This window comes from Halorussus aquaticus (genome assembly GCF_024218795.1).
In the GTDB taxonomy this organism is placed as follows: Archaea; Halobacteriota; Halobacteria; order Halobacteriales; family Haladaptataceae; genus Halorussus; species Halorussus aquaticus.
The window spans coordinates 3,055,057-3,076,323 of the sequence record NZ_CP100400.1; the positions used below are offsets into that span (position 1 = coordinate 3,055,057).

The window sequence follows — 21,267 nt, forward strand, 5'->3', positions numbered from 1 at the left end:
ACGTATGAACATCCTCGTCCCGATCGACGGTTCGGAGTGTAGTTTCCGCGCCCTCGACTTCGCCATCGAGTTCGCCCGCCGATTCGAGGCCTCGCTGCACGTCGTCCACATCACCGACGTCGAGACGGACGCGACCGACGACATTCTCGACCGTGCGCGCGAGCGTCTCGACGAAGCGGGCGTCATCGACGAACCGGAGGTATCGACCGACGTGGACCTGTCGTTCCGACCGGCCGAGCGGGTGGGGAAAGACATCCTCGAACTCGTGGACGAGCGAAGTTACGACCACGTCGTGATGGGTCATCACGGCGGCAACGCTATCGACAGGGCCATACTCGGAAGCGCCGCACACACGGTCGTTCAGGAAGAAGCAGTGCCGGTAACTATTGTTCCGTAGGGCTCACGGTCGAGGACTCCGAACGGGGCGGTAGCACGGTCGGTCCGGCGGCGGACTCGACCTGCAGTCGTACGAAGAGGAGTTCGACGTCCGGAAAGTCACGAGGTTCGTCGCGAATCTCGTGTTGCGGTTCGCCGTACAGTCGCTGGAGGTCGTCGTCGGAACTGATCTCGTGGCACGGTTCACCGTAGAGAGCGCGCTCGTCGTGCTCTTCGGTACTCTCCGACTCCCCGTAGAGCGAACCTGCACTTCCCGTCGTGTCCTCGGTGGAAGGCTGTTCGTATTTCATTTACTCGGTACCCAAACAAACATTCTTAGCTGGCTTAAGTCGCCGTGGCTGTTCTATACAGTTTCGCCGGAAAACGCGGTATTACACCGTTTCTCCCGGGAGTAAGCCACGGTTTCGCACGGTGGAACGCTCGAAACGCGAGGAGGTAACGGCGGATTTTACCGAATCGTTCGCGACTGTTTACGACCGAGTGGTACCACTACCGGTCGTACTCGCTGCCGACGACTTCGCGGACGCGTTCGGCGGTCACTTCACCGACGCCTTGAACGTCCAGTAAATCGTCCTCCCGGGCAGTCATGACCGCTTCCACGGTCTTGAACTCCTCCAAGAGCGACCGGGCGGTCACGGGACCGATGTCGGCGATGGACGAGACGACGTACTCCTGCTGTTCGGCCAGCGTCTTGCTCGCCTTCTCGCCGTGGACCGACACTTCGCGGTCGTCCTTTTCCTGCTCGCGAGTGGCGATGACCTCCAGCAGGTCGGCGGTGTCGTCCTCGCCGGTCGTCCGGAGAACGCTCGTGCCGAAATCGACCGCCAACGACGCCAACGCTCCGCGGACCGCGTTGGGGTGGACGTTTCGCTCCTCGTAGAGGCCCTCGCCCTCCAGAACCAGAACCGGGCGGGCGTAGTGGCGCGTCGCGTCGCCCAACTGCTCGAACATCGACCGGTCGCCGCCGGTCAGGGTGTCGAGGAAGTCGGTGACCGACTTGCGCTCGACCACCACGCGGTCGCTCAGCACGTAGTCGCCGACCGAGAGGGTTTCGAGGCGCGTCTCGATTCCCTCTCGGGTCGAGAGGTCGCGTGCGATGGTGGAGTCGAGTTCGCGCTGGTCGGCGACGATTTCGACCGTCTCGTCGTCGGGTTCGGCGGTGGCGACGACGCCCTCCGTCTCGTCCTCGATTGCTTCGGCGTCCGTAGTTTCCTCCGACCCGTCGCGGTCGGTCTCCGTAGCGTTGTCGTCTTCCGCTCCGTCGTCGCGGTCTTCCTCGCTCGCCTCGAACGCCTGTAAACCGGGTTCCACGTCGGTCCGGGAGTCCCCGTCCTCGCTGCTGGACCCGCCGCTGTCGAAATCGGCGAGTTGGCGCTGGGAGTCGTCTAACTCCTCTTCGACCTCGTCGGCGACTCCCTTCAGTTTCCGGAGTTCGTCTTCCATCTCGTCCTCGCGGCGCTTGGAAATCCAGAAGTAAGCCTCGTCGCGGGTGTCCTCGGCGAGCAGAACCGCGACCCGGCCCTCGGCCTGTCGTCCGGTCCGGCCCTTGCGCTGGATGGACCGAATCGCGGTGGGGACCGGTTCGTAGAACATCACGAGGTCCACTTCCGGCACGTCCAGTCCCTCCTCGGCGACCGACGTCGAGACCAGCACCTCGAACTCGTTGGCCTTGAACCGGTCTAACACCTCCTGTTGTTCGTTCTGGGTCATCCCGTCGCTGCCCTCCTTGTCGCCCTGTCCGACGAACCGCTGGGTGTCGAAGTGCTCGCCCAAGAACTCGGTCAGGGCCTCCGCGGTGTCGCGGGACTCCGTGAACACGATGACGCGCTCGCCGTTCTCGATGCCGAGCGTCTCGGCGATTCGCATCCGGGCACGGGAGTACTTCGGGTGGAGACCGTCGTACTCCTCGGCCCTCCGCATCGCCTCCTGCACTTTGGGTTCGGAGACGAACCGCTGGCTCGCCTTCGACGCGCCCGAGGACTTGGCGGCGTTGCGCTGGCGCTCGAAGTACCGCCGGAGCGCCTCGACGCTCTGGGTCTCGACGTAGGTCACCGCGGTCCGCAGTTTCCGAATCTCGGCGAGCGCCGACATCCCCTTGTACCCCTCCGACTGGTCGTTGTCGATGAGTTGCTGGAGTTCGGCCCGCATCTTCTTGATGTCGGTCTCCGAGAGGTCGGCGCTGGTCTTGCGGGTGATGCCGAGTTCCTTCAGTTTCCCCAGTCGGTCTTCCACGACGTCGTTGAGCGCGTCCCGAATCTCCAGCACCTCGTCGGGCAGTTCGACGCGCTCCCACTCCACCTCGGTGTCGTGGGTGTAGTCGTCCACGTCGGAATCCTCCTCGGTCATCACCTCCACGTTCTCGATGCCGAGGTTCTCGCAGACCTCCAGAATCTCCTCCTCGTCGCCACCGGGCGAGGCGCTCATCCCCGTCACGAGCGGCTTCTCGGCGTCCTGATGGTAGCGCTCGGCGATGTAGTTGTAGGCGTAGTCGCCGGTCGCGCGGTGACACTCGTCGAAGGTGACGTGGGTCACGTCGCGCAGGTCGATTCGGCTTCCGACGAGGTCGTTCTCCACGACCTGCGGGGTCGCGATGACCACCTGCGCGCTCTGCCAGAGTTCCGTGCGCTCGTCGGGTCGGACCTCACCGGTGAACACCACGATGTCGTCGTCCGGAATTTCGAGGGCCTCCCGGTAGAAGTCGGCGTGCTGCTGGACGAGCGGTTTCGTCGGCGCGAGCAGCAGACTCTTTCCCCCGACGTCGGCCAGTCGCTCGGCGGTGACCAGCAGACTCACCGTCGTCTTCCCCAGTCCGGTCGGCAGGCAGACCAGCGTGTGGCGGTCCTTCGCCGACCCCGCGAGTTGCAACTGGTACATCCGGCGCTCGATGAACTCCGGCGCGAGGAGTTCGTGGTCCACGTACTGCTGGTCCCCGGTCGTCGCCATTCGTGGGCAGGTTGGTCGTGCTCCGATTAAAGGGTTCGGCTATCGGGGTGAAAGTGAAATCCGTCAGTCCTCGGTCTCTTCGGTTATCGCCCCGAACGGCGTCGCTTCCTGCGTCGGCGTCGTGAACGGCGTGATGGCCGCCGTGCGCTCGGAGACGACCGAGAGGCGAAGGACGTACGCGAATAACACCGCGAGGGGAGTCGCGCCGACTGTCGCGAACACCGGGGAGACGATGGACAGTTGCCTCGGAGTGAGGGCCGACTGTCGCGTACTGACGAACAGCACCATCAGCGCTAGCGCGACGAGAATCACGGGGACGCCGATGTACATGAGGTTGCGCGACAGTCGAGACAGTTCCGCCTGAATGTAGACCGTCTTCAGATACTGCCGCGCCACGTCGATTTGCTTGAGACCGGTCACCAGTTCGTCGAGACAGTCGTCGATGTCCGACGTGAACTCGTCGTCGTACGCCGTCTTCAAGCGCTGAAGGTGGTAGATGTCGTCGGAGTAGTTGGTGTTCAGGCTGACGACCAACGCCTCGAAGGTGGTCGTGTCCTCCGCTTCGAGTTCCAGTTTCGCCCGCCCGATCTGCTCTTCGAGCGGTTCGAGAACCCCGTCGATGGCATCGACGGCGTCGTCGCTGACGACCTTCGACCGATGCCCCTCCAGTTCGCGTACGGAGTCCTGCACACCGCCGAGAAGCACGTCGAGGAACTTCGCCGGGGTCGGCGGTAGAACCCGCTCCTCGACCAACTCGACCGACGCCTCGCGGTAGTCGGTCGTGTCCTCGATTTGCTCTCGTAACTCGCCGGGCGCGCTCAATTGTCGAGAGATGACGAGTTGGTTGATGGAGATGACGATGGTGAGCAGGGTGAAGTTCCCGCCGACGATGGCGCTCGACATGTAGAACAACGGCACTAGGTGCTGACTGGCCGCGCTGGTCCGGAGTTCGATGGCGAGGACGACGAGCAGAAACGCGACGAGGAGAACGGCCGCCAGTAGCAGTCGGTTCCCGGTCAGGAAGACCAGTTCGTGTATCTGGGTCAATTTCTCCCGCGGTTCGGGACGGTCGGAACTCACGGTCGGTCCGGTCACCTCCTCTCCCCGTTCCCCGTCCATACCGGTACCTACCGTGACTCGTCCGGAAATGGGGTTCGGCCGTGCGCGACCGGTCGTCTCGGAGGGTCGGTCTCAGACCGAGACCGTCGGCAGGTACCGCAGCGTGAGGTACATCACGACCGCCGACCCGACCGGAATCGTGAGGTTGTCGTCGATGACGTATCCCGCGACGATGGGTTTCATCCCGTCGGCCAGCGTCGCGGCCAGCGCACCGAGCGTGGCGGTCACCAGCGGAAGCCCCGACAGACTCGTGATGAGCAGACAGACCCCGAAGGTGAGCAGGAGGGTGTGGGTCGCCTTCACGCCCAACTCGCCCGACCCGGCCAGTCCGCTGATGGGGTCGGCGATGGTGAGCATCAGCATGGCGGGAATCGCCACCCGGGGACCGAACGCCAGCGTCGCCGCGGTCATCCCGAACATGTAGAGGGCGTACCCGGCCAGATTCTCCTGCTCGTACTCGCGGGTGAGTTCGTCGAAGATGCGCCAGTCGAGACCGACGAACAGCCGAACCGCCTCCAGAACCAGCGCGCCGACCGAACTCGCGACGAGCAGGAGTCGCAACTGGTCGTAGGACGCGAGGTCGAGCAGGTAGAGCGCCGGATACCCCGTCCCAGAGACGTGGACGAGTCGGCGCTTGACCTCGCTGTGGAGCGACACGGTTACTGTTCTGGTGCGGTCGCGTCCAGTTCCGCGAAGGTGGTCTCGCCCTCGCGGAGGTCCGCGAGCAGGTCCGGCAGGTCCTCGGTCTCGACCCGGACCTGCTCGGTCGAGTCGCGCTCCCGCAGGGTCACGGTGTCGGCCGTCTCGTCGTCCACCGTGATACAGAACGGCGTCCCCACCTCGTCCTGTCGGCGGTAGCGTCGGCCGATGCTGCCCGAGTCGTCGTAGGTCACGTCGAAGCCCTCGGCGCGGAGGTCGTCGGCGATGTCGCGGGCGCGGTCGTCCATGCCCTCCTTATCGACCAGCGGGAAGACGCCGACGAAGGTGGGCGCGACGTCGGGTTCGAGCGAGAGATAGCTCCGCGTCTCGCCCTCGATCTCGTCCTCCTCGTAGGCGTGGTCGAGGACGGTGTAGATGACGCGGTCGATACCGATGGAGGGTTCCACGACGTGCGGCATGATGTGTTCGCCGGTCTCCTTGACCTCCTCGACGGCGAACCCGGTCTTCTCGACCGGAATCTCGTGTTCGTCGCCCTCGACTTCGACCGTGACCGTCTCGCCGTCGAAGGCCGTGCGGTCGCGCTCGGCCAGCAGTTCGAGTTCGGTGGCCACGTCGCCCGCGGCACCGCCGAACTCCGGACCGAGGTAGCTCATGTCGGGGTCCACGGTCGCCCGCTCGACTACCTTCGGTTCGTCGTACTGCTTGAAGACGGTGAAGTCGTCGTCGGAGTACTCGTCGTGCTTGCTCAGGTCGTAGTCGCTCCGGTAGGCGAAGCCAGTAATCTCTATCCAGTCACCGTCTACTTCCGACTCGGCGTCCCAGCAGTCGGCCGCGTAGTGGGCCAGTTCGCCAGAGAGGTGCTGGCGGAACCGGAAGCGGTCCATGTCCACGCCGATGGACTCGTACCACTGCTTGCCGACGCCCAGATAGTAGGCGACCCACTCGTGGACGAGACCCTCTTCGACCGCCTCCTCGACGGTCTTGTAGACGTACTCGCCGTCCTCTTTCTCCTGCTCCTCGGCCGGGTAGAGTTTGAGTTCCACGTCCGCCACGCGGTCGAGTTGGGGTTCGTCCTCGGTCGGGTCGATGAAGTGCTCCAGTTCGGCCTGCGTGAACTCCCGGACGCGGACGATGGACTTCCGGGGGCTGATCTCGTTGCGGTAGGCCTTGCCGATCTGGGTGATGCCGAACGGAAGCTGGTTGCGGGCGTACTCTGCGAGTTGCGGGAACTCCACGAAGATGCCCTGTGCGGTCTCGGGACGGAGGTAGCCCGGCGAGGAGCTACCGGGACCGATGTTGGTCTCGAACATCAGGTTGAAGTCCTCGACCGGAACGCCGCCGAGTTCGGTGCCGCAGTTCGGACACTGGAGGTCGTGTTCGGAGATGAGGTCCTCGACCTCCGAGATGGCGATGCTCTCGGCCTCCTCGATGTCCGTGTTGTCCTCGATGAGGTGGTCGGCGCGGTGGCTCTCGCCGCACTCGGGGCACTCGACCAGCATGTCGTCGAAGGTGTCGAGGTGGCCCGACGCCTCGAAGACGGGTTCGGGCATCACGGTCGGGGCGTCGATTTCGCGGTGGCCCTCCCGAACTTGGAAGCGCTCGCGCCACGAGTTCTCGACGTTCTGCTTGAGCGTCGCGCCCTGCGGACCGTAGGTGTAGAACCCGGAGACGCCGCCGTACGCGCCAGCCGACTGGAAGAAGTACCCGCGGCGCTTTGCGAGTTCCACGAGGTCGTTTCGAGTCATCGTATCGCCTCCACGAGGTTCACGTCCCGAACGATGCCCGTGAGTTCGTCGCCTCTCACCAGCGGAATCTGCTCGATGTCGTTGGTGAGCATCGTCTGGGCCGCCTGCTTGGCGGTCTTCTCGCCCGAGACCGTCACCACGTCGTCGGTCATGAACTCGCGGACCGGCGCGGCCGGAATCTCGACGTTCCGGGTCGGGAGGTAGCGCTTCCCCACCGCCTTGATGGACTCCCACTTCCAGTCGTCGTCCTCGTCGGCCAGCGAGTCGCCGGTGTCGTCCTCGCCCTCGACAACCCGGGCGACGTCGATGATGTCCACCTCGGTCAGCACGCCGTCCATCTCGCCTTCCTCGTCGAGGACGACGGCGTAGGGGAGATTCGCGTAGTAGAGTTCGCGCTCGGCGACCGTCAGGGGCACCTCGACGTAGGTGGTGTTCACGTCGCGCGAAGCGATGTCGCCGACCGCCTCGCCGCCGTCGGCGTCTCCGTCGGCGATGGCCCGCACCACGTCGGTGACGGTGACGATGCCCTCCAGTTCGCCGTCCACGACCGGGACGCGGCGCGCGCCCTCGTCTATCATCAGGGCCGCCACCGCTTCGAGGGTGGTGTCCTGCGTGGTGGTCGGAACGTCGCGCATCAGCATGGCGAGTTGGTCCTCGTCCGGGTTCTCGATGAGGTCCTCGCGCGAGATGAGTCCGCGGAACTCCTCGACTCCGTCGGTGGTCTTGACCACGGGAACGGACGAGAACGACCGCTCTTGGAGATACTCTAGCACGTCGTCGCGGGTGCCCGGAAGCTCGACGGTAACGACCTCCGAGCGGGGCGTCATGGCTTCGCCGACTTTCATGTTCGCGCGATACGTGTCGGGGCGTCTTGTAGTCTACGAACCGAACGCTCGCTCTCCGTTCGAATCTCCCCGTTTTCGAAGGTATCGGCGAAAAGGTATCGGACCCGCTGGCTGATTCCCGTCTCCGGCGCGTGCGAGCGCGCCTCGTCGTGCAGTCTCGCTTTGCTCGAACCTGTCGCTAGTCCTGACGAACTATCCGACTCTCGTCGGTAACTCGGAAACTCCGCTCGGTTCGGTAACCGCGCTCCCGTGGCGTGACTTCTCGAAGCGGAAATTTCACCCCTCAGGTACCACGACAGCGTCGTCAGCTCTGGCCCGCGAAAGCACGGACCGACAGAAATCGTCCTTCGCCGCGTTGTATGCGTTGATGTCGTCGGGATGAGATTCGGCCGCATCTCGCTTTACGGTCTCGTACTCGTCGCGCACGTCCGGGTAAGTCCGCAGATACTCCCGGAACAGCAGGTCGTCCTTCCACTGGTCGTTCGATTCGCGGACGAGGTGGAGGTTGTATTGCTGACCCGAACCGTCAGTCCGTTGCACGAACAGCCAGTCGGCGGGGATGTGGCTCAGTTCGTATCCGAAGCCCGCACTGAGTTTGTCGAGGTCCCCCCAGACCTCCGGAAGGTCGGTCACGACGGCCAGAACGTCGATAACCGGCTTCGCGCCGAGGCCCGGCACCGCCGTACTTCCGATGTGTTCGATGCGAGCCGTGTACTCCGCGAGCAACGCCCCAATCCGGCGTCGTTCCGCCTCGAACGTCTCCGGCCACTCCGGGTCGTAGTCGTGAATCGTAATCGGCGTTTCGTCCATAGAGAAACGTCAATGTACTTGACAAAAATCGTTGTGGGATGGTCGAACTCGTACTGCTCGCTTCGGACGACGGGGACCGACTTACTCCGATTCGGCCGCCTCGTCGTCCAGCACGCCCTCGAAGTCCACCTGATAGCCCGCGTACTTGTGTGGGTCCGGGAAGAACTTCTCCACGTCGTCGTGACGGAACGACCCGAGGTGAGTCTGGTCGAGTTTCTGGACGTGAGTGTACATCTCGTCTTCCTTCAGCGCGGTCTTGACCAGTCCGGGCGCGTGCCGGACCTCGAAGTTGCCCGCGATGAGGATGGCCGTCTCCGAGTCGGGGTCGAGCAGTTGGGTCAGCATGAAGATGCGCCCCTGCATCTCGTTTCGGAACACGCGGTACCGCGGGAAATCGCCCGTCTCGACCGCCTCGGTGAACGGTTCGGCCTCGTTGTCGGGAACGACGTGGACGAAGCCCCAGCGGTCGGTCTCGCCCGCGTCGGGGTTCGTCGGCGCGGTGTGACCCGACCCGATGGTGACGACGTCCCAGCCGTCTTCCTCTAACTCCGCTGCCATCGCCTCCATGTCCTCGATGGTGCGCTGCCACGCGCCCTTGTGAACGTCTGCACTCGCGGCGATCTGCTCGGCGTAGTCGGGTTCGTCGTCCCCGTCCCCAATCTTTGGCATGTGTACGTCTGACGGCCTTCTTATGGTAAAACCTGTTGTTTGGGTGCCAACCGGGCACGCTCCGGCGAGAACCGAAGTTCTCCGACGTGCGTGAGACCGTGCGACTGAAAATCGTGTGTCACGCCCCTCCCGATACCTGCGCCCCTCGCCGACAGTCACACCGCGACGCCGAACACCGTCTCCATCACGAACGACCACGCGAGCGTCGCCAGACTGGCGAGGAACATCTTGAACGGCACCGGGAACCGCTCGTCCGGCGGGAGCGAGTACCACGGGAGCGGCGGAATCCGCTGGACCGCCGCCTGAAACGCGGTCTCGTCTCGGCCGCCGATGACGGTTCCCGACTGGTCGTTTCTCGTCACCGTCACCGTGCCGTCGTCGGTCTGTTCGGTGTCCCACGGCGGGTCCGGACGCATCTGGAACGTCGCGTACCCGAACGCGAGGAGACCGACGACGAACATCACGTACTTCGCGGTCACGAGACCGCCGCCGACCGCGAGTCCGAGTAGCGCACCGACGACGAACACCACCCCGGCGACCGCGAACGCGTAGACGACGGCGTCGACGACCTGACGAGTGCGCCGGGCGGCCGACGACGCGGTGGACGCGTCCGAGGACGTGGGCGACATCTACCGTTCGGTGTACGGCACGAAGTCGTCCGGTTCCGTGTACTCCGACTCGTGGCGGTGACAGTGGCTGACTCGCCCGCTGTCGCTGACCACGTAGTCGTCGGGTTTCTCGGTGTCGCAGATGCTCCCGAACTCCTCGCGGAGGAGTCGCCGCGCCTCGCCCTCCTCGTTGTCCTCGACGTAACTGGCCGCCTCGTCGATGTACTGTTCGACCTCGTTCGCGAGGTCGATGTCGCCGAACAGTTCGCGTTTGATCTCGCCGATGTCGGAGAACCGCGTCTCCATCCCGAGCATCTCCTTGGCCTGCTCGGTCAGCGACTTGTCGGCCCGAGAGCGTTCCCGAAGCACCTCGCGGAACACCTCGATGGCGACCCACGTGTCGGCGTCCATGTCCTGATACTTATCGGGGCGAATCTTCATCGGACACCGCGTCGTGAACGGACACCCCTTCGGCGGGTCGCGCGGACTCGGCGGCGTCCCGCGCAGCGTGATGCGCTCCTTGTCGGACGTCGGGTCGGGTTCCGGAATCGCCGACAGCAGCGAGTGCGTGTAGGGGTTCTTGGGGTCGTCGAACAACTCCGCGGTGTCGCCGAGTTCCATGATGTTACCGAGGTACATCACGGCCACCCGGTCGCAGATGTGCCGGACGACGCTCAGGTCGTGAGCGATGAACAGGTAGGTCAGGCCGAACTCGTCCTGCAGGTCCTCCAGCAGGTTGAGAATCTGGGCCTGCACCGACACGTCCAGCGCCGATACCGGTTCGTCGAGGACGACGAACTCGGGTTCGAGCGCCAGCGCCCGGGCGATGCCGATGCGCTGGCGCTGCCCGCCCGAGAACTGGTGGGGGTAGCGGTAGTAGTGTTCGGGTTGCAGCCCCACCACGTCGAGGAGTTCGCGCACGCGCTGGCGGCGCTCCTGAGCCGTGTTCCAGTCGTGAACGTCCAGCGGTTCGCGGATGATTTCGCCGACGGTCATCCGGTCGTTGAGGCTGGACTCGGGGTCCTGAAACACCATCTGGCTGTTGCGCCGCCAGTCTTTCAGGTCCGCCCCCGACAGTTCGGTCACGTCGGTGCCGTCGAACAGCACCTCGCCGTCGGTCGCGTCTTCGAGTTGGATGAGCGTCCGGCCGAGCGTCGTCTTCCCGCACCCGGACTCGCCGACCAGACCCAACGTCTCGCCGCGCTTGATCTCGAAATCGACGCCGTCCACCGCTTTCACCGGGTTCGATTCGATGATGCCTCCCTCGTCGTAGTACGTCTTGAGGTCGTTTACCTCCACGAGCGTCTCGCCCGTGGCGACGCTGACGGATTCCTGTCGAACTTGTTCGCTCATCGCTGGCTCACCTCCCGCTGACTCTCACGCTGCTCGTGTAACTCGACGGCCTCCTCCTGCGAGACGTCCTCGGGATACAGCAGACACGCCGCGGTGTGGTCGTCTGTTTCGGCGTCGACCTCGACCGACGCCGGGTGGACCTGCGTGCAGTCCTCGAACGCCTTGGGACATCGCGGCTCGAACCGGCAGTAACTCGCAGGTTCGTTCGGCGTGGGCACGTCGCCCTCGATGGTCTGAAGCCGCTCGGCATCGGGCTGATTGCCCGGAATCGACTTGAGAAGCCCCTGCGTGTAGGGGTGTCGCGGGTTCTCGAACAGCTCCTCGACCGGCGCGCTCTCGACGATTTCGCCCGCGTACATCACGTTCACGCGGTCCGAAATCTCGGCGATGACGCCCATGTCGTGGGTGATGAACATGATGGCGAGGTCTCGCTCGTCCTGCAGGTCCTGTAGGAGTTCGAGAATCTGAGCCTGAATCGTCACGTCGAGCGCGGTGGTCGGCTCGTCGCAGATGAGCAGTTCCGGGTCGCAGGCGAGCGCCATGGCGATGACCGCGCGCTGGCGCATCCCGCCGGAGAACTCGTGGGGATACTCCTTGACACGCCGCGAGGCGTCCGGAATCCCGACCGCTTCGAGCAGGTTGATTGCCTCTTCGGTGGCCGCTGCGCCCCGCATGTTCTGGTGGAGTCGCAGCGACTCCTTGATCTGATTGCCGACCGTGTAGACGGGGTTGAGCGAGGTCAGGGGGTCCTGAAACACCATCGCGATGTCGCTCCCGCGGAGGCCCCGGTACTCGCGCTCGCTCTTCTGCGTGAGGTCCTCGCCCCGGAAGTCGATGCGACTCCCGTCCAGCACGCGGCCGGGCGAGTCCACGAGTCCCATGATCGACCGGGCAGTGACGCTCTTGCCCGACCCGGATTCGCCGACGATGCCGACGGTCTCGCCGCGCCGGATGTCGAAGCTCACGCCGTCCACGGCGCGAATCGTCTCCTTGTCCGTGAAGAAGGCGGTCTGGAGGTTCTGCACCGACAGCAGGGGGTCCTCTTCGCCGCGGAACTCGGTGGTCTCTCGCTGTGCCATCAGGCACCACCTCCACCGGCCGCGGCGACTTCAGCACCTTCGCCTTCGCCGCTCTCGCTCTGCGGGTCGATGGCGTCGCGGATGCCGTCGCCGAGCGCGTTGAACGCGGTCACGACCAGCACGATGAGGACGCCGGGGATGAACGAGATGTGCCACGACGACGTGGTGACGTACGATTGGCCGATGTTGACCGCGCGGCCCCACTCGGGCGTGGGCGGACTGACGCCCAGTCCGAGGAACGAGAGGCCCGCGACGGCGATGATGATGCCGCCGAGGCGCATCGAGGAGTACACCAGCAGGTAGCCGAGGATATACGGCGCCATGTGCTTGCGCATCGTCACGCTCGGTCGCTGGCCGAAGCTCTTCGCGGCGTCGATCCACTCCTGTTCGGCGATCTGCATCGCCGGTCCGCGGACCGACCGCCACAGGAACGGCCACCCTGTCCCCGCGAAGATGACCGCGAGGAGGAAGCCGCCGCTGTAGATGTCGGCCAACCACGTGTCCCCGAGGACCACCGATAACAGCATCACGAACAGGAGGCTGGGTAACGACATTATGGAGTCACCTAAGATGACCACCAAGAGGTCTACCAGCCCCTTGTAGTAGGCGGTCACCAGCGCGAACGCGACGGCGATGAACCCGCTGACGAGGATGGACGTGAGACCGATGAACAGCGATATCCTCGCCCCGGCGGCCATGAAGGTGAACATGTCTTTCCCCGACGGTAACGTCCCGAAGGGGTGCCACCGCCCGTAATCGTCGTACTCCATCGGTCCGACGTTTCGGTCGGGCGTCCCCTGCGAGCGCGACCCGAGGTTGGCCGACCCGACGGTGACGTTCTCGAGTTGGCCGTCGTCGTTGTAGTACTCGATGTAGTGTGAGTACGGATTGGAGATGGTCCGTTCGACGGTGGTCGGTCCGAGCGCCGGTGCGAACATCGCCATCACGACGAACGCGAACACGATTACCGCGCCGAACTGTCCCCAGCGGTGGCTTCGGAGTCGGTCCACCATATCGTCGCGCGGAGTCCAGTCTGCGTATCGGTAGTTCTCGCGGAAGACGAGATACCCTCGCCAGAGCCACACCAGCCACAGGAACGCGTAGGCGTAGATGAGGACGACCCGGAGCGCCCACGCGTACGCCGCGGGTAGACCGAGGAACGTCTCCTTCCACACGCCGTTCGGCTTCACGTAGCCGTTGTTCGGGATGAGTTCTCGCGAGAGCAGCGTCGGTAACTCGACCGGGTTACCCAGTAGGCTGGTCACGAAGTGGACGACTGCCCCGGCTTCGAGCGCGAACAGGAGCAGCGCACCGACCATCCACCCCAACGCGGGACCCGGATTCTCCTTGATGCGTGCCGCAATCGAAACGTCTTCTTGGTCTCTATCTGCGCTCATATCAGGCACCTCCGTCGTAGCCGACTCGCGGGTCGATTATCGTGTACAGGAAGTCTTGGACGATGTTGATCAGGACCACCAGCAGGATGAAGATGAACATCAGCGACCCGACCAACGGCATGTCGCCGTTCTTGACCGCCTGGAAGAACAGGTAGCCGATACCGCTGATGTCGAACACCGTCTCGACCAGCACCGACCCACCGATGAGGATGAACGCCTCGCCGGTGATGATGGGAACGAGCGGAATGAGCGCGTTCCGGAAGATGTGCTTCCAGACGAGCGAACGCGGCGGGACGCCCTTCGCCTTCGCCGTCTCGATGAAGTTGGAGTTCACCGTCTCCAGCACGGCGGTCCGCCCGATGCGCATCTCGTTGCCCATCGACGCCGAACCGAGAACGATGGCGGCTGGCGCTATCTTCTTCAGCGCCGTGACGAACCCTTCGAACGACGCGAGATTGCCGAGCGGCGGCGGCCCCGTCACGTTCGTCGGGAACAGCCAGTTCTCCCAGTCGAACCCGAAGAGGAAGTCACCCGACTGCGAGAGGACGCTCATCAGGATGACCGCCAGCCAGAAGTTCGGCATGGCGCGCCAGACGATGCCGCCGAACGACGCCAAGTAGTCGCTTGGCGTGTTCGGGTTGAGTCCCGCGTAGAACCCCAGCGGGATGCCGATGAAGATAGCGATGACGACCGACCAGAACCCTAGCCAGAGGGTTCGGGGTGCGTAGCTAGTCACCAGCGCGTACACGCTGGTGTCCGGGCTGATCACCCACGACTCGCCCAAGTCGAAGGTGAACATGTTTATCATGTAGTCGATGTACTGCTGCCAGAGCGGCTGATTCAGTCCCAGTTGGCGTCGAATCGTTTCGTACGCCTGCGGGTTTCCCTGTGGTCCAAGTATCGCGGACACCGGATCGAGCGGTCCCGCACGAATCACGAGGAACGTGATCGATGTCCCGAACAGTAACACCGGGACCGAGAGCAACAGTCGCTTCGCGAAGTACTGCCACCTGCTCACGGCGAACCACCGCCGGTGCGACAGCTACTCCTGTCGTATTGAACGTACCCAAACTGGACCGCGCACATGACCGCTATTTTGACACTCGTCTCATTAGGTCTTGTGTTTTCCCCCAACCGACAATCTCGGACGGCTTAGACTGGCTATACCCCACTCTCGTAATCACAACTATCCATCGTTCCGGAAAAAGACGGCGAACAGCGTCCGCGGTTAGTTGCGCTTACCCGTGAACTTCGCGGTGTTCAGCATCTGGCGCGAGCGACCCGCGCCGCCGAACATCGGCACGTCGATCCAGTCGTAGGACATGCGGTCCTCGTACGGGTGGTCCAGCGGGATCATCACCGCGTCTTCCCAGTTGGCCTCCTCCATCGTCAGGTAGGCTTCGTTCCGGGCCTTCTGGGCCTCCTCGGTGGGCTTGGTGTTGGCCTGAATCTTGTCCCATGCTTCCGTCGCCTTCTTCGCTGCTTCCGTTCCAGACCAGTTGACGTACGACGCCATCCCCTTCTTGGAGGTGTCGGTCTTGGGCGGGTACAGCAGCTTCAGGAAGTTGTCGGGTGCGGGGTAGTCCATGAGCCAGCCGAGCGTGTACACCTCGAGCTTCCCGTTCCGGCCGCGGTTGACCAGCGTGGGGAACTTCACGGGCTCGACGGAGATGTTCATGTACGCGCTCGCCAACTTGTCGCGCAGCAGTTTCGAGATCTCGATGTAGACGTTCGCGTCGTACGTGGTCAGCGTGATGTCGAGCTTCTTGTCCTTCCCGTAACCGGCCTCCTTCATCAGCTCCTTGGCCTTCTGGAGCTGGGCCTTGCTGCTGTCGTAGGGGTACTTCTTGGCGTGTTCGTCGTAGCCGCTGGCGCCGCCGGGGAAGATGGCGGGCGGCGTGAAGTGTTGGGCGGGCTTCGAGCGGCCCTTGAAGATGTTGTTGGACACCGTCTCCTGGTTGAGGGCGTAGGCGAACGCCTGCCGGACCTTCTTGTCGACCTTCTCGCAGTTGAAGCCGACGTAGTGGTTACTGATGCCGCCGACGCGGCCGAAGTTGACGGTATCGCCGTTCCGGACGGGACCGTAGGTGCCGTGCTTGCGCCCCATGTCGTCGGTCTTCTCGACCGAGACCTTGTTCGGGTCGAACTTCGAGGTGGGGATGTTGAACATGTCGGCGTTCTTGTTCATCTGGTAGGTGTACCGGGCCGTGTCGTCCGAGATGAGCTGCCAGTGGACGCCAGCGACCTCCGGCACCTTCCCGTGGTAGTCGTCGAACCGCTTGACCACTGCCTTCGTGTCCTGCTGCCACTGATCGAACTTGAACGGGCCAGCACCGACCGGCTGCTTCGCAAACTTCTTCTGGCTCATCTCGCCCTCGTAGTCGCCGACGTCGCCGATGATTCCCTCCGGAATCACCGAGAACGAGGTGTACGCCAGCATCGGGAGGCTCGCGTGGAACGGCTCGGAGAGTTCGATGCTCACCGTGTGTTCGTCCTCGGCGTTCACTGCGAGCGAGTTCGGCTTGTACTCCTCGACCTCTTCGCCGTCCTTGGTGACGGTCTTGGTCTCGTGCTTGACGCCGAGGTCGTTGAGGATGAACGATGCCCGCCGCGAACTGTCCGACGCCGCGAGCCGTTCGAACGAGTAGACGACGTCCTGCGCGGTGACCTTCTTCCCGTTGTGGAACTTTGCGTCCTTCGCGAGCGTGAACGTGTACTTGGTGTTGTCCTCGATGGACCAGTCGGTCGCGAGGCGGCTCTCGATCTCGACTGCCCCGTTCTTGTAGTTCGCCAACGTGTCGTTGACTTGCTGAATTACCCACCCAGACGCCGAGTCGGTCGACGCGACGGGGTCGAGCGTGTCGAGGGGACGCCACGTAATCTTGAGGTTGCGTTCCTTGCTGTCTCCACCAGAGTCAGTGGTCGTCGTCTCCGTGTCGCTGTCGTCTCCGCCAGTACAGCCAGCCAGCGCGACGGCCGATGCCGCACCGCCGGTCGCTTGCAGGAAGCGGCGACGGCTAACGTTGTCAGTATCTGTCATCCAACGGTCCGTTGTCAACCAGACCGGATAAACTTACCGTTTGTTACCCAGAGAAAGACCGCCTTAACGCCTGTATCGCTTTTCTCTAGAGGAATTTCTGCTGTTCTTTTGATTTTACGTCCGGTTTCGCACGAGATGTAGTATCTCTTGGTCTCCCCCTCTCGAGTTCCGCGTTCGTGACGGCCAGCTGTTACTATTGAGGGATGGTACCGATTCTCACTATTTTGAGCACTTCGATTCCGACCACCCGTTTACAGTTTCGGAGCGTTTATCAACCCATGATACCATGTATCACATATGGCCCCGAACACGGCCACTCCGGCGCAGTCGGTCGCACAGAGCGAGGTTATGGCCTCGCTAGACGATGATGGTCGCACGGAGCGACTCATCATCGCAGATACGACGGCCGACGACGCGTGGCTTTCGGTTCCCGTATCCGGCAGCGTCACCCTCCAAGACTGGCAGTAGCGTCGCCTAAACGGCGTTTTTCTTCCTCCGTCACGACTCCGCGCAACTCGGGTAACGAGCTAATACTGAACCTTTTTCCCGACGGTCCTCGTTCCACAGAACATGAACTACCGGGAGGTCTCAGGGGACCGCGAGTTCGTGGCGCGACTCGACCACGACGAGGACTGGCGCGAGGAGATCGAGACGTTCGCCGCCGAAGCGGACGTGGACGCGGCGTGGTTCGTCGCGATGGGCGCGGTGCAGGACGCCACCGTCTGGTACTACGACCAGTCGGAACTCCAGTACCGGGAAGTGACGTTCGACGAACCGCTCGAAGTCGCCTCCTGCGTCGGTAACGTCTCGTGGTTGGACGGCGACCGATTCGCTCACACCCACGCCGTCCTCTCTCGAAAGAGCGGCCAGACGCTCGCGGGCCACCTCGACTCGGCCACCGTCTTCGCCGGCGAACTCTACATGCGGACCTTCGAGGACGAGTTGGAGCGCGAACGTGACGAACCCACCGACCTCGACCTCTGGCTATAGATGCGCGAGGAGGACGAGGACTACTTCGAAGACCTCGAAGACGACTTAGACGACGCCTTCGAGGTGGCACGCGACGCCCGCGAGAGCAGCGGCGACCCCAAGCCCGAGGTCGAGATTCCGGTCGCCAAGGACATGGCCGACAGGGTCGAAAACATTCTCGGTATCGACGGCGTGGCCGAACGCGTCCGCGAACTGGAGGGCGAGATGTCACGCGAGGAGGCCGCGCTCGAACTCGCCGAGGACTTCGCGGAGGGGCGAGTCGGCGACTACGAGAGCAAGGCCGGGAAGGTCGAAGGCGCGGTCCGGACCGCAGTCGCCCTCCTCACCGAGGGCGTGGTCGCCGCCCCCATCGAGGGTATCGACCGCGTCGAGGTGCTGGAGAACGACGACGGCACCGAGTTCGTCAACGTCTACTACGCCGGACCGATTCGGTCGGCCGGTGGGACCGCGCAGGCCCTCTCGGTCCTCGTGGCCGACTACACTCGGGCGCTCGTCGGGATGGCCGAGTACGAGGCCCGCGACGAGGAGGTCGAGCGCTACGCCGAGGAGATAACCCTCTACGACAAGGAGACCGGACTCCAGTACTCGCCCAAGGACAAGGAGACGAAGTTCATCGCCGAACACATCCCCATCATGCTCGACGGGGAATCGACCGGCGACGAGGAGGTCTCGGGCTTCCGCGACCTCGAACGAGTCGATACCAACAACGCCCGGGGCGGCATGTGTCTCGTCCTCGCGGAGGGTATCGCGCTCAAGGCCCCCAAGATTCAGCGATACACCCGGAATCTGGACGAAATCGACTGGCCGTGGCTACAGGACCTCATCGACGGTACCATCGGGAAGGACGACGCCGACGGGGGAGACGACGGAGAGGAGACCGCCGAAGCGGAAGACGCCGCGGCCGAGGAGGGCGCCGACGAGGCGGTCGAAGGCGTCGATGGCCCGCCCCGCGTCGAACCCGCCAAGAAGTTCCTCCGGGACCTCATCGCCGGACGCCCCGTGTTCGGACACCCCAGCGAGTCCGGCGGCTTCCGACTGCGATACGGCCGAGCGCGCAACCACGGCTTCGCCACCGCGGGCGTCCACCCCGCGACGATGCACCTCGTGGACGACTTCCTCGCCACCGGGACTCAGATAAAGACCGAGCGTCCCGGCAAGGCCGCGGGCGTGGTCCCCGTGGACTCCATCGAAGGCCCGACCGTGCGACTGGCGAACGGCGACGTGCGACGCATCGACGACCCCGACGAGGCGTTGGAACTCCGAAACGGCGTCGAGAAGATTCTCGACCTCGGGGAGTATCTGGTCAACTACGGCGAGTTCGTGGAGAACAACCATCCCCTCGCGCCCGCCTCCTACACCTTCGAGTGGTGGGTGCAGGACTTCGAGGCCGCCGGTGCAGACGTGCAGGCGCTCCGCGACTCGCCCAGCGTGGACCTCTCGGACCCGAGTCCAGACGAGGCGGTGGAGTGGGCGACCGAGTACGACTGTCCGCTCCATCCGAAGTACACGTACCTCTGGCACGACGCCACCGTCGAGCAGTTCGAAGCCCTCGCCGAGACGGTCGCGGCGGGCGACATCGTGGACGGTGAGGGCGGCGACGGCGACTTGGTCATCGAGTTCACCGAGGAGGCGGTTCGCACCGCTCTCGAATGCATCCTCGTTCCCCACGAGCAGGACGAGGCGACCATCCGAATCCCCGAGTGGCGGCCCCTCGCGCGGTCGCTCGGAATCGACGACGGTCTCGAGAAGACGTGGGACGACCTCTCGCCGGAGGCCCGGAACTGGGGCGAGGACGAAGACGGCGACAACGCGGTTCGGGCGGTCAACGAGGTCGCACCCTTCGAGGTTCGCGAGCGCGCGCCCACGCGCGTCGGCAACCGGATGGGTCGCCCGGAGAAGTCCGAGAGCCGCGAACTCTCGCCCGCGGTCCACACGCTGTTCCCCATCGGCGAGGCGGGCGGCAGTCAGCGCGACGTGGCCGCCGCCGCCAAGCACGCGCCGGACATGGAGAGTACGCCCGGACTCGTCGAGGCGCAGGTCGGCCGCCGGGAGTGCGAGGACTGCGGCGAGCACACGTTCGAGTGCGAGTGTCCGGAGTGCGGCGGCAACACCTTCGCGCACTTCGAGTGCCCCTCCTGCGGGTCGGTGGTCGAACTCGACGAGTCGGGACGCGCGGTCTGTGACCGCTGCGAGGTCGAGGCCACGTCGGTCGAGCGCCGAACCATCGACGTGAACGACGAGTTTCGGTCGGCGCTCGAATCGGTCGGCGAGCGCGAGAACGCCTTCGACACGCTCAAAGGCGTCAAAGGGCTGTCGTCGTCGTACAAGACGCCCGAACCCATCGAGAAGGGCATCCTCAGGGCGAAACACGGCGTCTCGGCGTTCAAGGACGGGACGGTCCGCTACGACATGACCGACCTCCCCGTGACGAGCGTGCGGCCCTCGGAACTCGACGTGTCGGCCGACCACTTCCGGTCGCTGGGCTACGAGGAGGACATCTACGGCGACCCGCTCCGCCACGACGACCAACTGGTCGAACTGAAAGTGCAGGACATCGTCCTCTCGGACGGCGCGGCCGAACACCTGCTCAAGACCGCCGACTTCGTGGACGACCTGCTAGAACAGTACTACGGTCTCGACCCGTTCTACGAGATGGACGAACGCGACGAACTCGTCGGTGAACTCGTCTTCGGGATGGCACCTCACACCTCCGCGGCGGTCGTGGGCCGCATCGTCGGCTTCACGTCCGCGGCCGTCGGATACGCACATCCGTACTTTCACGCCGCAAAAAGACGGAATTGTGACGGCGACGAGGATTGTGTTATGCTTCTCATGGACGGGCTTCTTAACTTCAGTAAAGAATTTTTACCCGACAAGCGCGGCGGCCAGATGGACGCGCCCCTCGTGATGTCCTCGCGCATCGACCCCTCCGAAATCGACGACGAGGCACACAACATGGACATCGTGCGGGAGTACCCCCGCGAGTTCTACGAGGCGACCCGCGAGATGGCCGACCCCGGCGAGGTCGAGGACGTGATGACCATCGCCGAGGAGAATCTGGGCACCGACCGCGAGTACACCGACTTCCACCACAGCCACGACACCTCCGACATCGCGCTCGGGCCGGACCTCTCGGCGTACAAGACGCTCGGGTCGATGATGGACAAGATGAACGCGCAGTTGGAACTGGCCCGAAAGCTCCGGTCGGTGGACGAGACAGACGTGGCCGAGCGCGTCATCGAGTACCACTTCCTTCCGGACCTCATCGGTAACCTCCGGGCGTTCTCTCGACAGGAGACCCGGTGTCTCGACTGCGGTGAGAAGTACCGACGGATGCCGCTCACGGGCGACTGCCGCGAGTGCGGCGGGAGAGTCAACCTCACCGTCCACGAGGGGTCGGTGAACAAGTACATGGAGACCGCGATTCAGGTGGCAGAGACGTACGACTGTCGGGAGTACACCAAACAGCGACTCGAACTGCTGGACACGAAACTGGAGAGCATCTTCGAGAACGACAAGAACAAGCAGGGAAGCATCGCCGACTTCATGTAGCGCTGCTCTCCGTCAGTGGTTCAAATCGGCGACGAGTTTTATCAGTACCTACGCCGTACCT

General features: G+C 64.0%; 18 protein-coding genes. 4 read left to right on the top strand and 14 right to left on the bottom strand.

Annotation, left to right across the window (positions count from 1 at the left end; translation table 11 throughout):
• Positions 1-4 precede the first annotated feature (4 nt).
• Entirely contained in the window at positions 5-397 is a 393-nt protein-coding gene (locus NGM06_RS15715) for a universal stress protein (protein WP_254267866.1), read from the top strand.
• On the opposite strand, the gene NGM06_RS15720 is transcribed toward NGM06_RS15715, so the two are convergent.
• From NGM06_RS15720 to NGM06_RS15785, 14 genes are all read right to left on the bottom strand, one after another.
• Entirely contained in the window at positions 384-686 is a 303-nt protein-coding gene (locus tag NGM06_RS15720) for a hypothetical protein (protein WP_254267867.1), read from the bottom strand. The genes NGM06_RS15715 and NGM06_RS15720 overlap by 14 nt on opposite strands.
• 199 nt (positions 687-885) lie before the next feature.
• Complete coding sequence (locus tag NGM06_RS15725; protein ID WP_254267868.1) at positions 886-3,339, bottom strand: DEAD/DEAH box helicase; 2,454 nt, start codon at positions 3,337-3,339, stop codon at positions 886-888.
• 63 nt (positions 3,340-3,402) lie between these two features.
• Positions 3,403-4,458 (bottom strand): DUF7972 family membrane protein, encoded by a 1,056-nt coding sequence (locus tag NGM06_RS15730; RefSeq protein ID WP_254267869.1) that lies wholly within the window; start codon positions 4,456-4,458, stop codon positions 3,403-3,405.
• 72 nt (positions 4,459-4,530) lie between these two features.
• Positions 4,531-5,115: a diacylglycerol/polyprenol kinase family protein gene (locus NGM06_RS15735; protein ID WP_254267870.1), complete on the bottom strand. Its 585-nt coding sequence runs from the start codon at positions 5,113-5,115 to the stop codon at positions 4,531-4,533.
• 2 nt (positions 5,116-5,117) lie between these two features.
• Positions 5,118-6,863: a glycine--tRNA ligase gene (gene glyS / locus NGM06_RS15740; protein WP_254267871.1), complete on the bottom strand. Its 1,746-nt coding sequence runs from the start codon at positions 6,861-6,863 to the stop codon at positions 5,118-5,120.
• On the bottom strand, positions 6,860-7,708 hold the full coding sequence (locus NGM06_RS15745) for a CBS domain-containing protein (protein WP_254267872.1): 849 nt from the start codon (positions 7,706-7,708) through the stop codon (positions 6,860-6,862). Before NGM06_RS15745 ends, glyS begins: the two co-directional genes overlap by 4 nt.
• 276 nt (positions 7,709-7,984) lie before the next feature.
• Positions 7,985-8,518 carry a GrpB family protein gene (locus tag NGM06_RS15750; protein WP_254267873.1) on the bottom strand — a complete coding sequence of 178 codons (534 nt, stop codon included), beginning with the start codon at positions 8,516-8,518 and terminating at the stop codon, positions 7,985-7,987.
• A gap of 81 nt (positions 8,519-8,599) precedes the next feature.
• On the bottom strand, positions 8,600-9,187 hold the full coding sequence (locus tag NGM06_RS15755; protein ID WP_254267874.1) for a DUF7529 family protein: 588 nt from the start codon (positions 9,185-9,187) through the stop codon (positions 8,600-8,602).
• Positions 9,188-9,342: 155 nt separating this feature from the next.
• Positions 9,343-9,816, bottom strand: coding sequence for a DUF7555 family protein (locus NGM06_RS15760; RefSeq protein ID WP_254267875.1), 474 nt, complete (start codon positions 9,814-9,816; stop codon positions 9,343-9,345).
• Positions 9,817-11,148: an ABC transporter ATP-binding protein gene (locus NGM06_RS15765; protein ID WP_254267876.1), complete on the bottom strand. Its 1,332-nt coding sequence runs from the start codon at positions 11,146-11,148 to the stop codon at positions 9,817-9,819.
• Positions 11,145-12,227: an ABC transporter ATP-binding protein gene (locus NGM06_RS15770; RefSeq protein ID WP_254267877.1), complete on the bottom strand. Its 1,083-nt coding sequence runs from the start codon at positions 12,225-12,227 to the stop codon at positions 11,145-11,147. The genes NGM06_RS15765 and NGM06_RS15770 overlap by 4 nt, the downstream gene beginning before the upstream one ends.
• Positions 12,227-13,624: an ABC transporter permease gene (locus tag NGM06_RS15775; RefSeq protein WP_254267878.1), complete on the bottom strand. Its 1,398-nt coding sequence runs from the start codon at positions 13,622-13,624 to the stop codon at positions 12,227-12,229. The genes NGM06_RS15770 and NGM06_RS15775 overlap by 1 nt, the downstream gene beginning before the upstream one ends.
• Before the next feature lies 1 nt (position 13,625).
• Complete coding sequence (locus NGM06_RS15780; RefSeq protein ID WP_254267879.1) at positions 13,626-14,642, bottom strand: ABC transporter permease; 1,017 nt, start codon at positions 14,640-14,642, stop codon at positions 13,626-13,628.
• Positions 14,643-14,852: 210 nt separating this feature from the next.
• Complete coding sequence (locus tag NGM06_RS15785) at positions 14,853-16,664, bottom strand: ABC transporter substrate-binding protein (protein WP_254267880.1); 1,812 nt, start codon at positions 16,662-16,664, stop codon at positions 14,853-14,855.
• A 297-nt stretch (positions 16,665-16,961) separates the two neighbouring features.
• Between NGM06_RS15785 and NGM06_RS15790 the strand changes: the two genes are divergently transcribed.
• From NGM06_RS15790 to NGM06_RS15800, 3 genes are all read left to right on the top strand, one after another.
• The gene (locus NGM06_RS15790; protein ID WP_254267881.1) at positions 16,962-17,132 is read left to right on the top strand and encodes a DUF7556 family protein; all 171 of its coding nucleotides are present in this window, start codon (positions 16,962-16,964) and stop codon (positions 17,130-17,132) included.
• Between the two features lie 102 nt (positions 17,133-17,234).
• Complete coding sequence (locus NGM06_RS15795) at positions 17,235-17,654, top strand: PPC domain-containing DNA-binding protein (protein ID WP_254267882.1); 420 nt, start codon at positions 17,235-17,237, stop codon at positions 17,652-17,654.
• On the top strand, positions 17,655-21,206 hold the full coding sequence (locus tag NGM06_RS15800; RefSeq protein WP_254267883.1) for a DNA polymerase II large subunit: 3,552 nt from the start codon (positions 17,655-17,657) through the stop codon (positions 21,204-21,206).
• Positions 21,207-21,267: the final 61 nt, after the last annotated feature.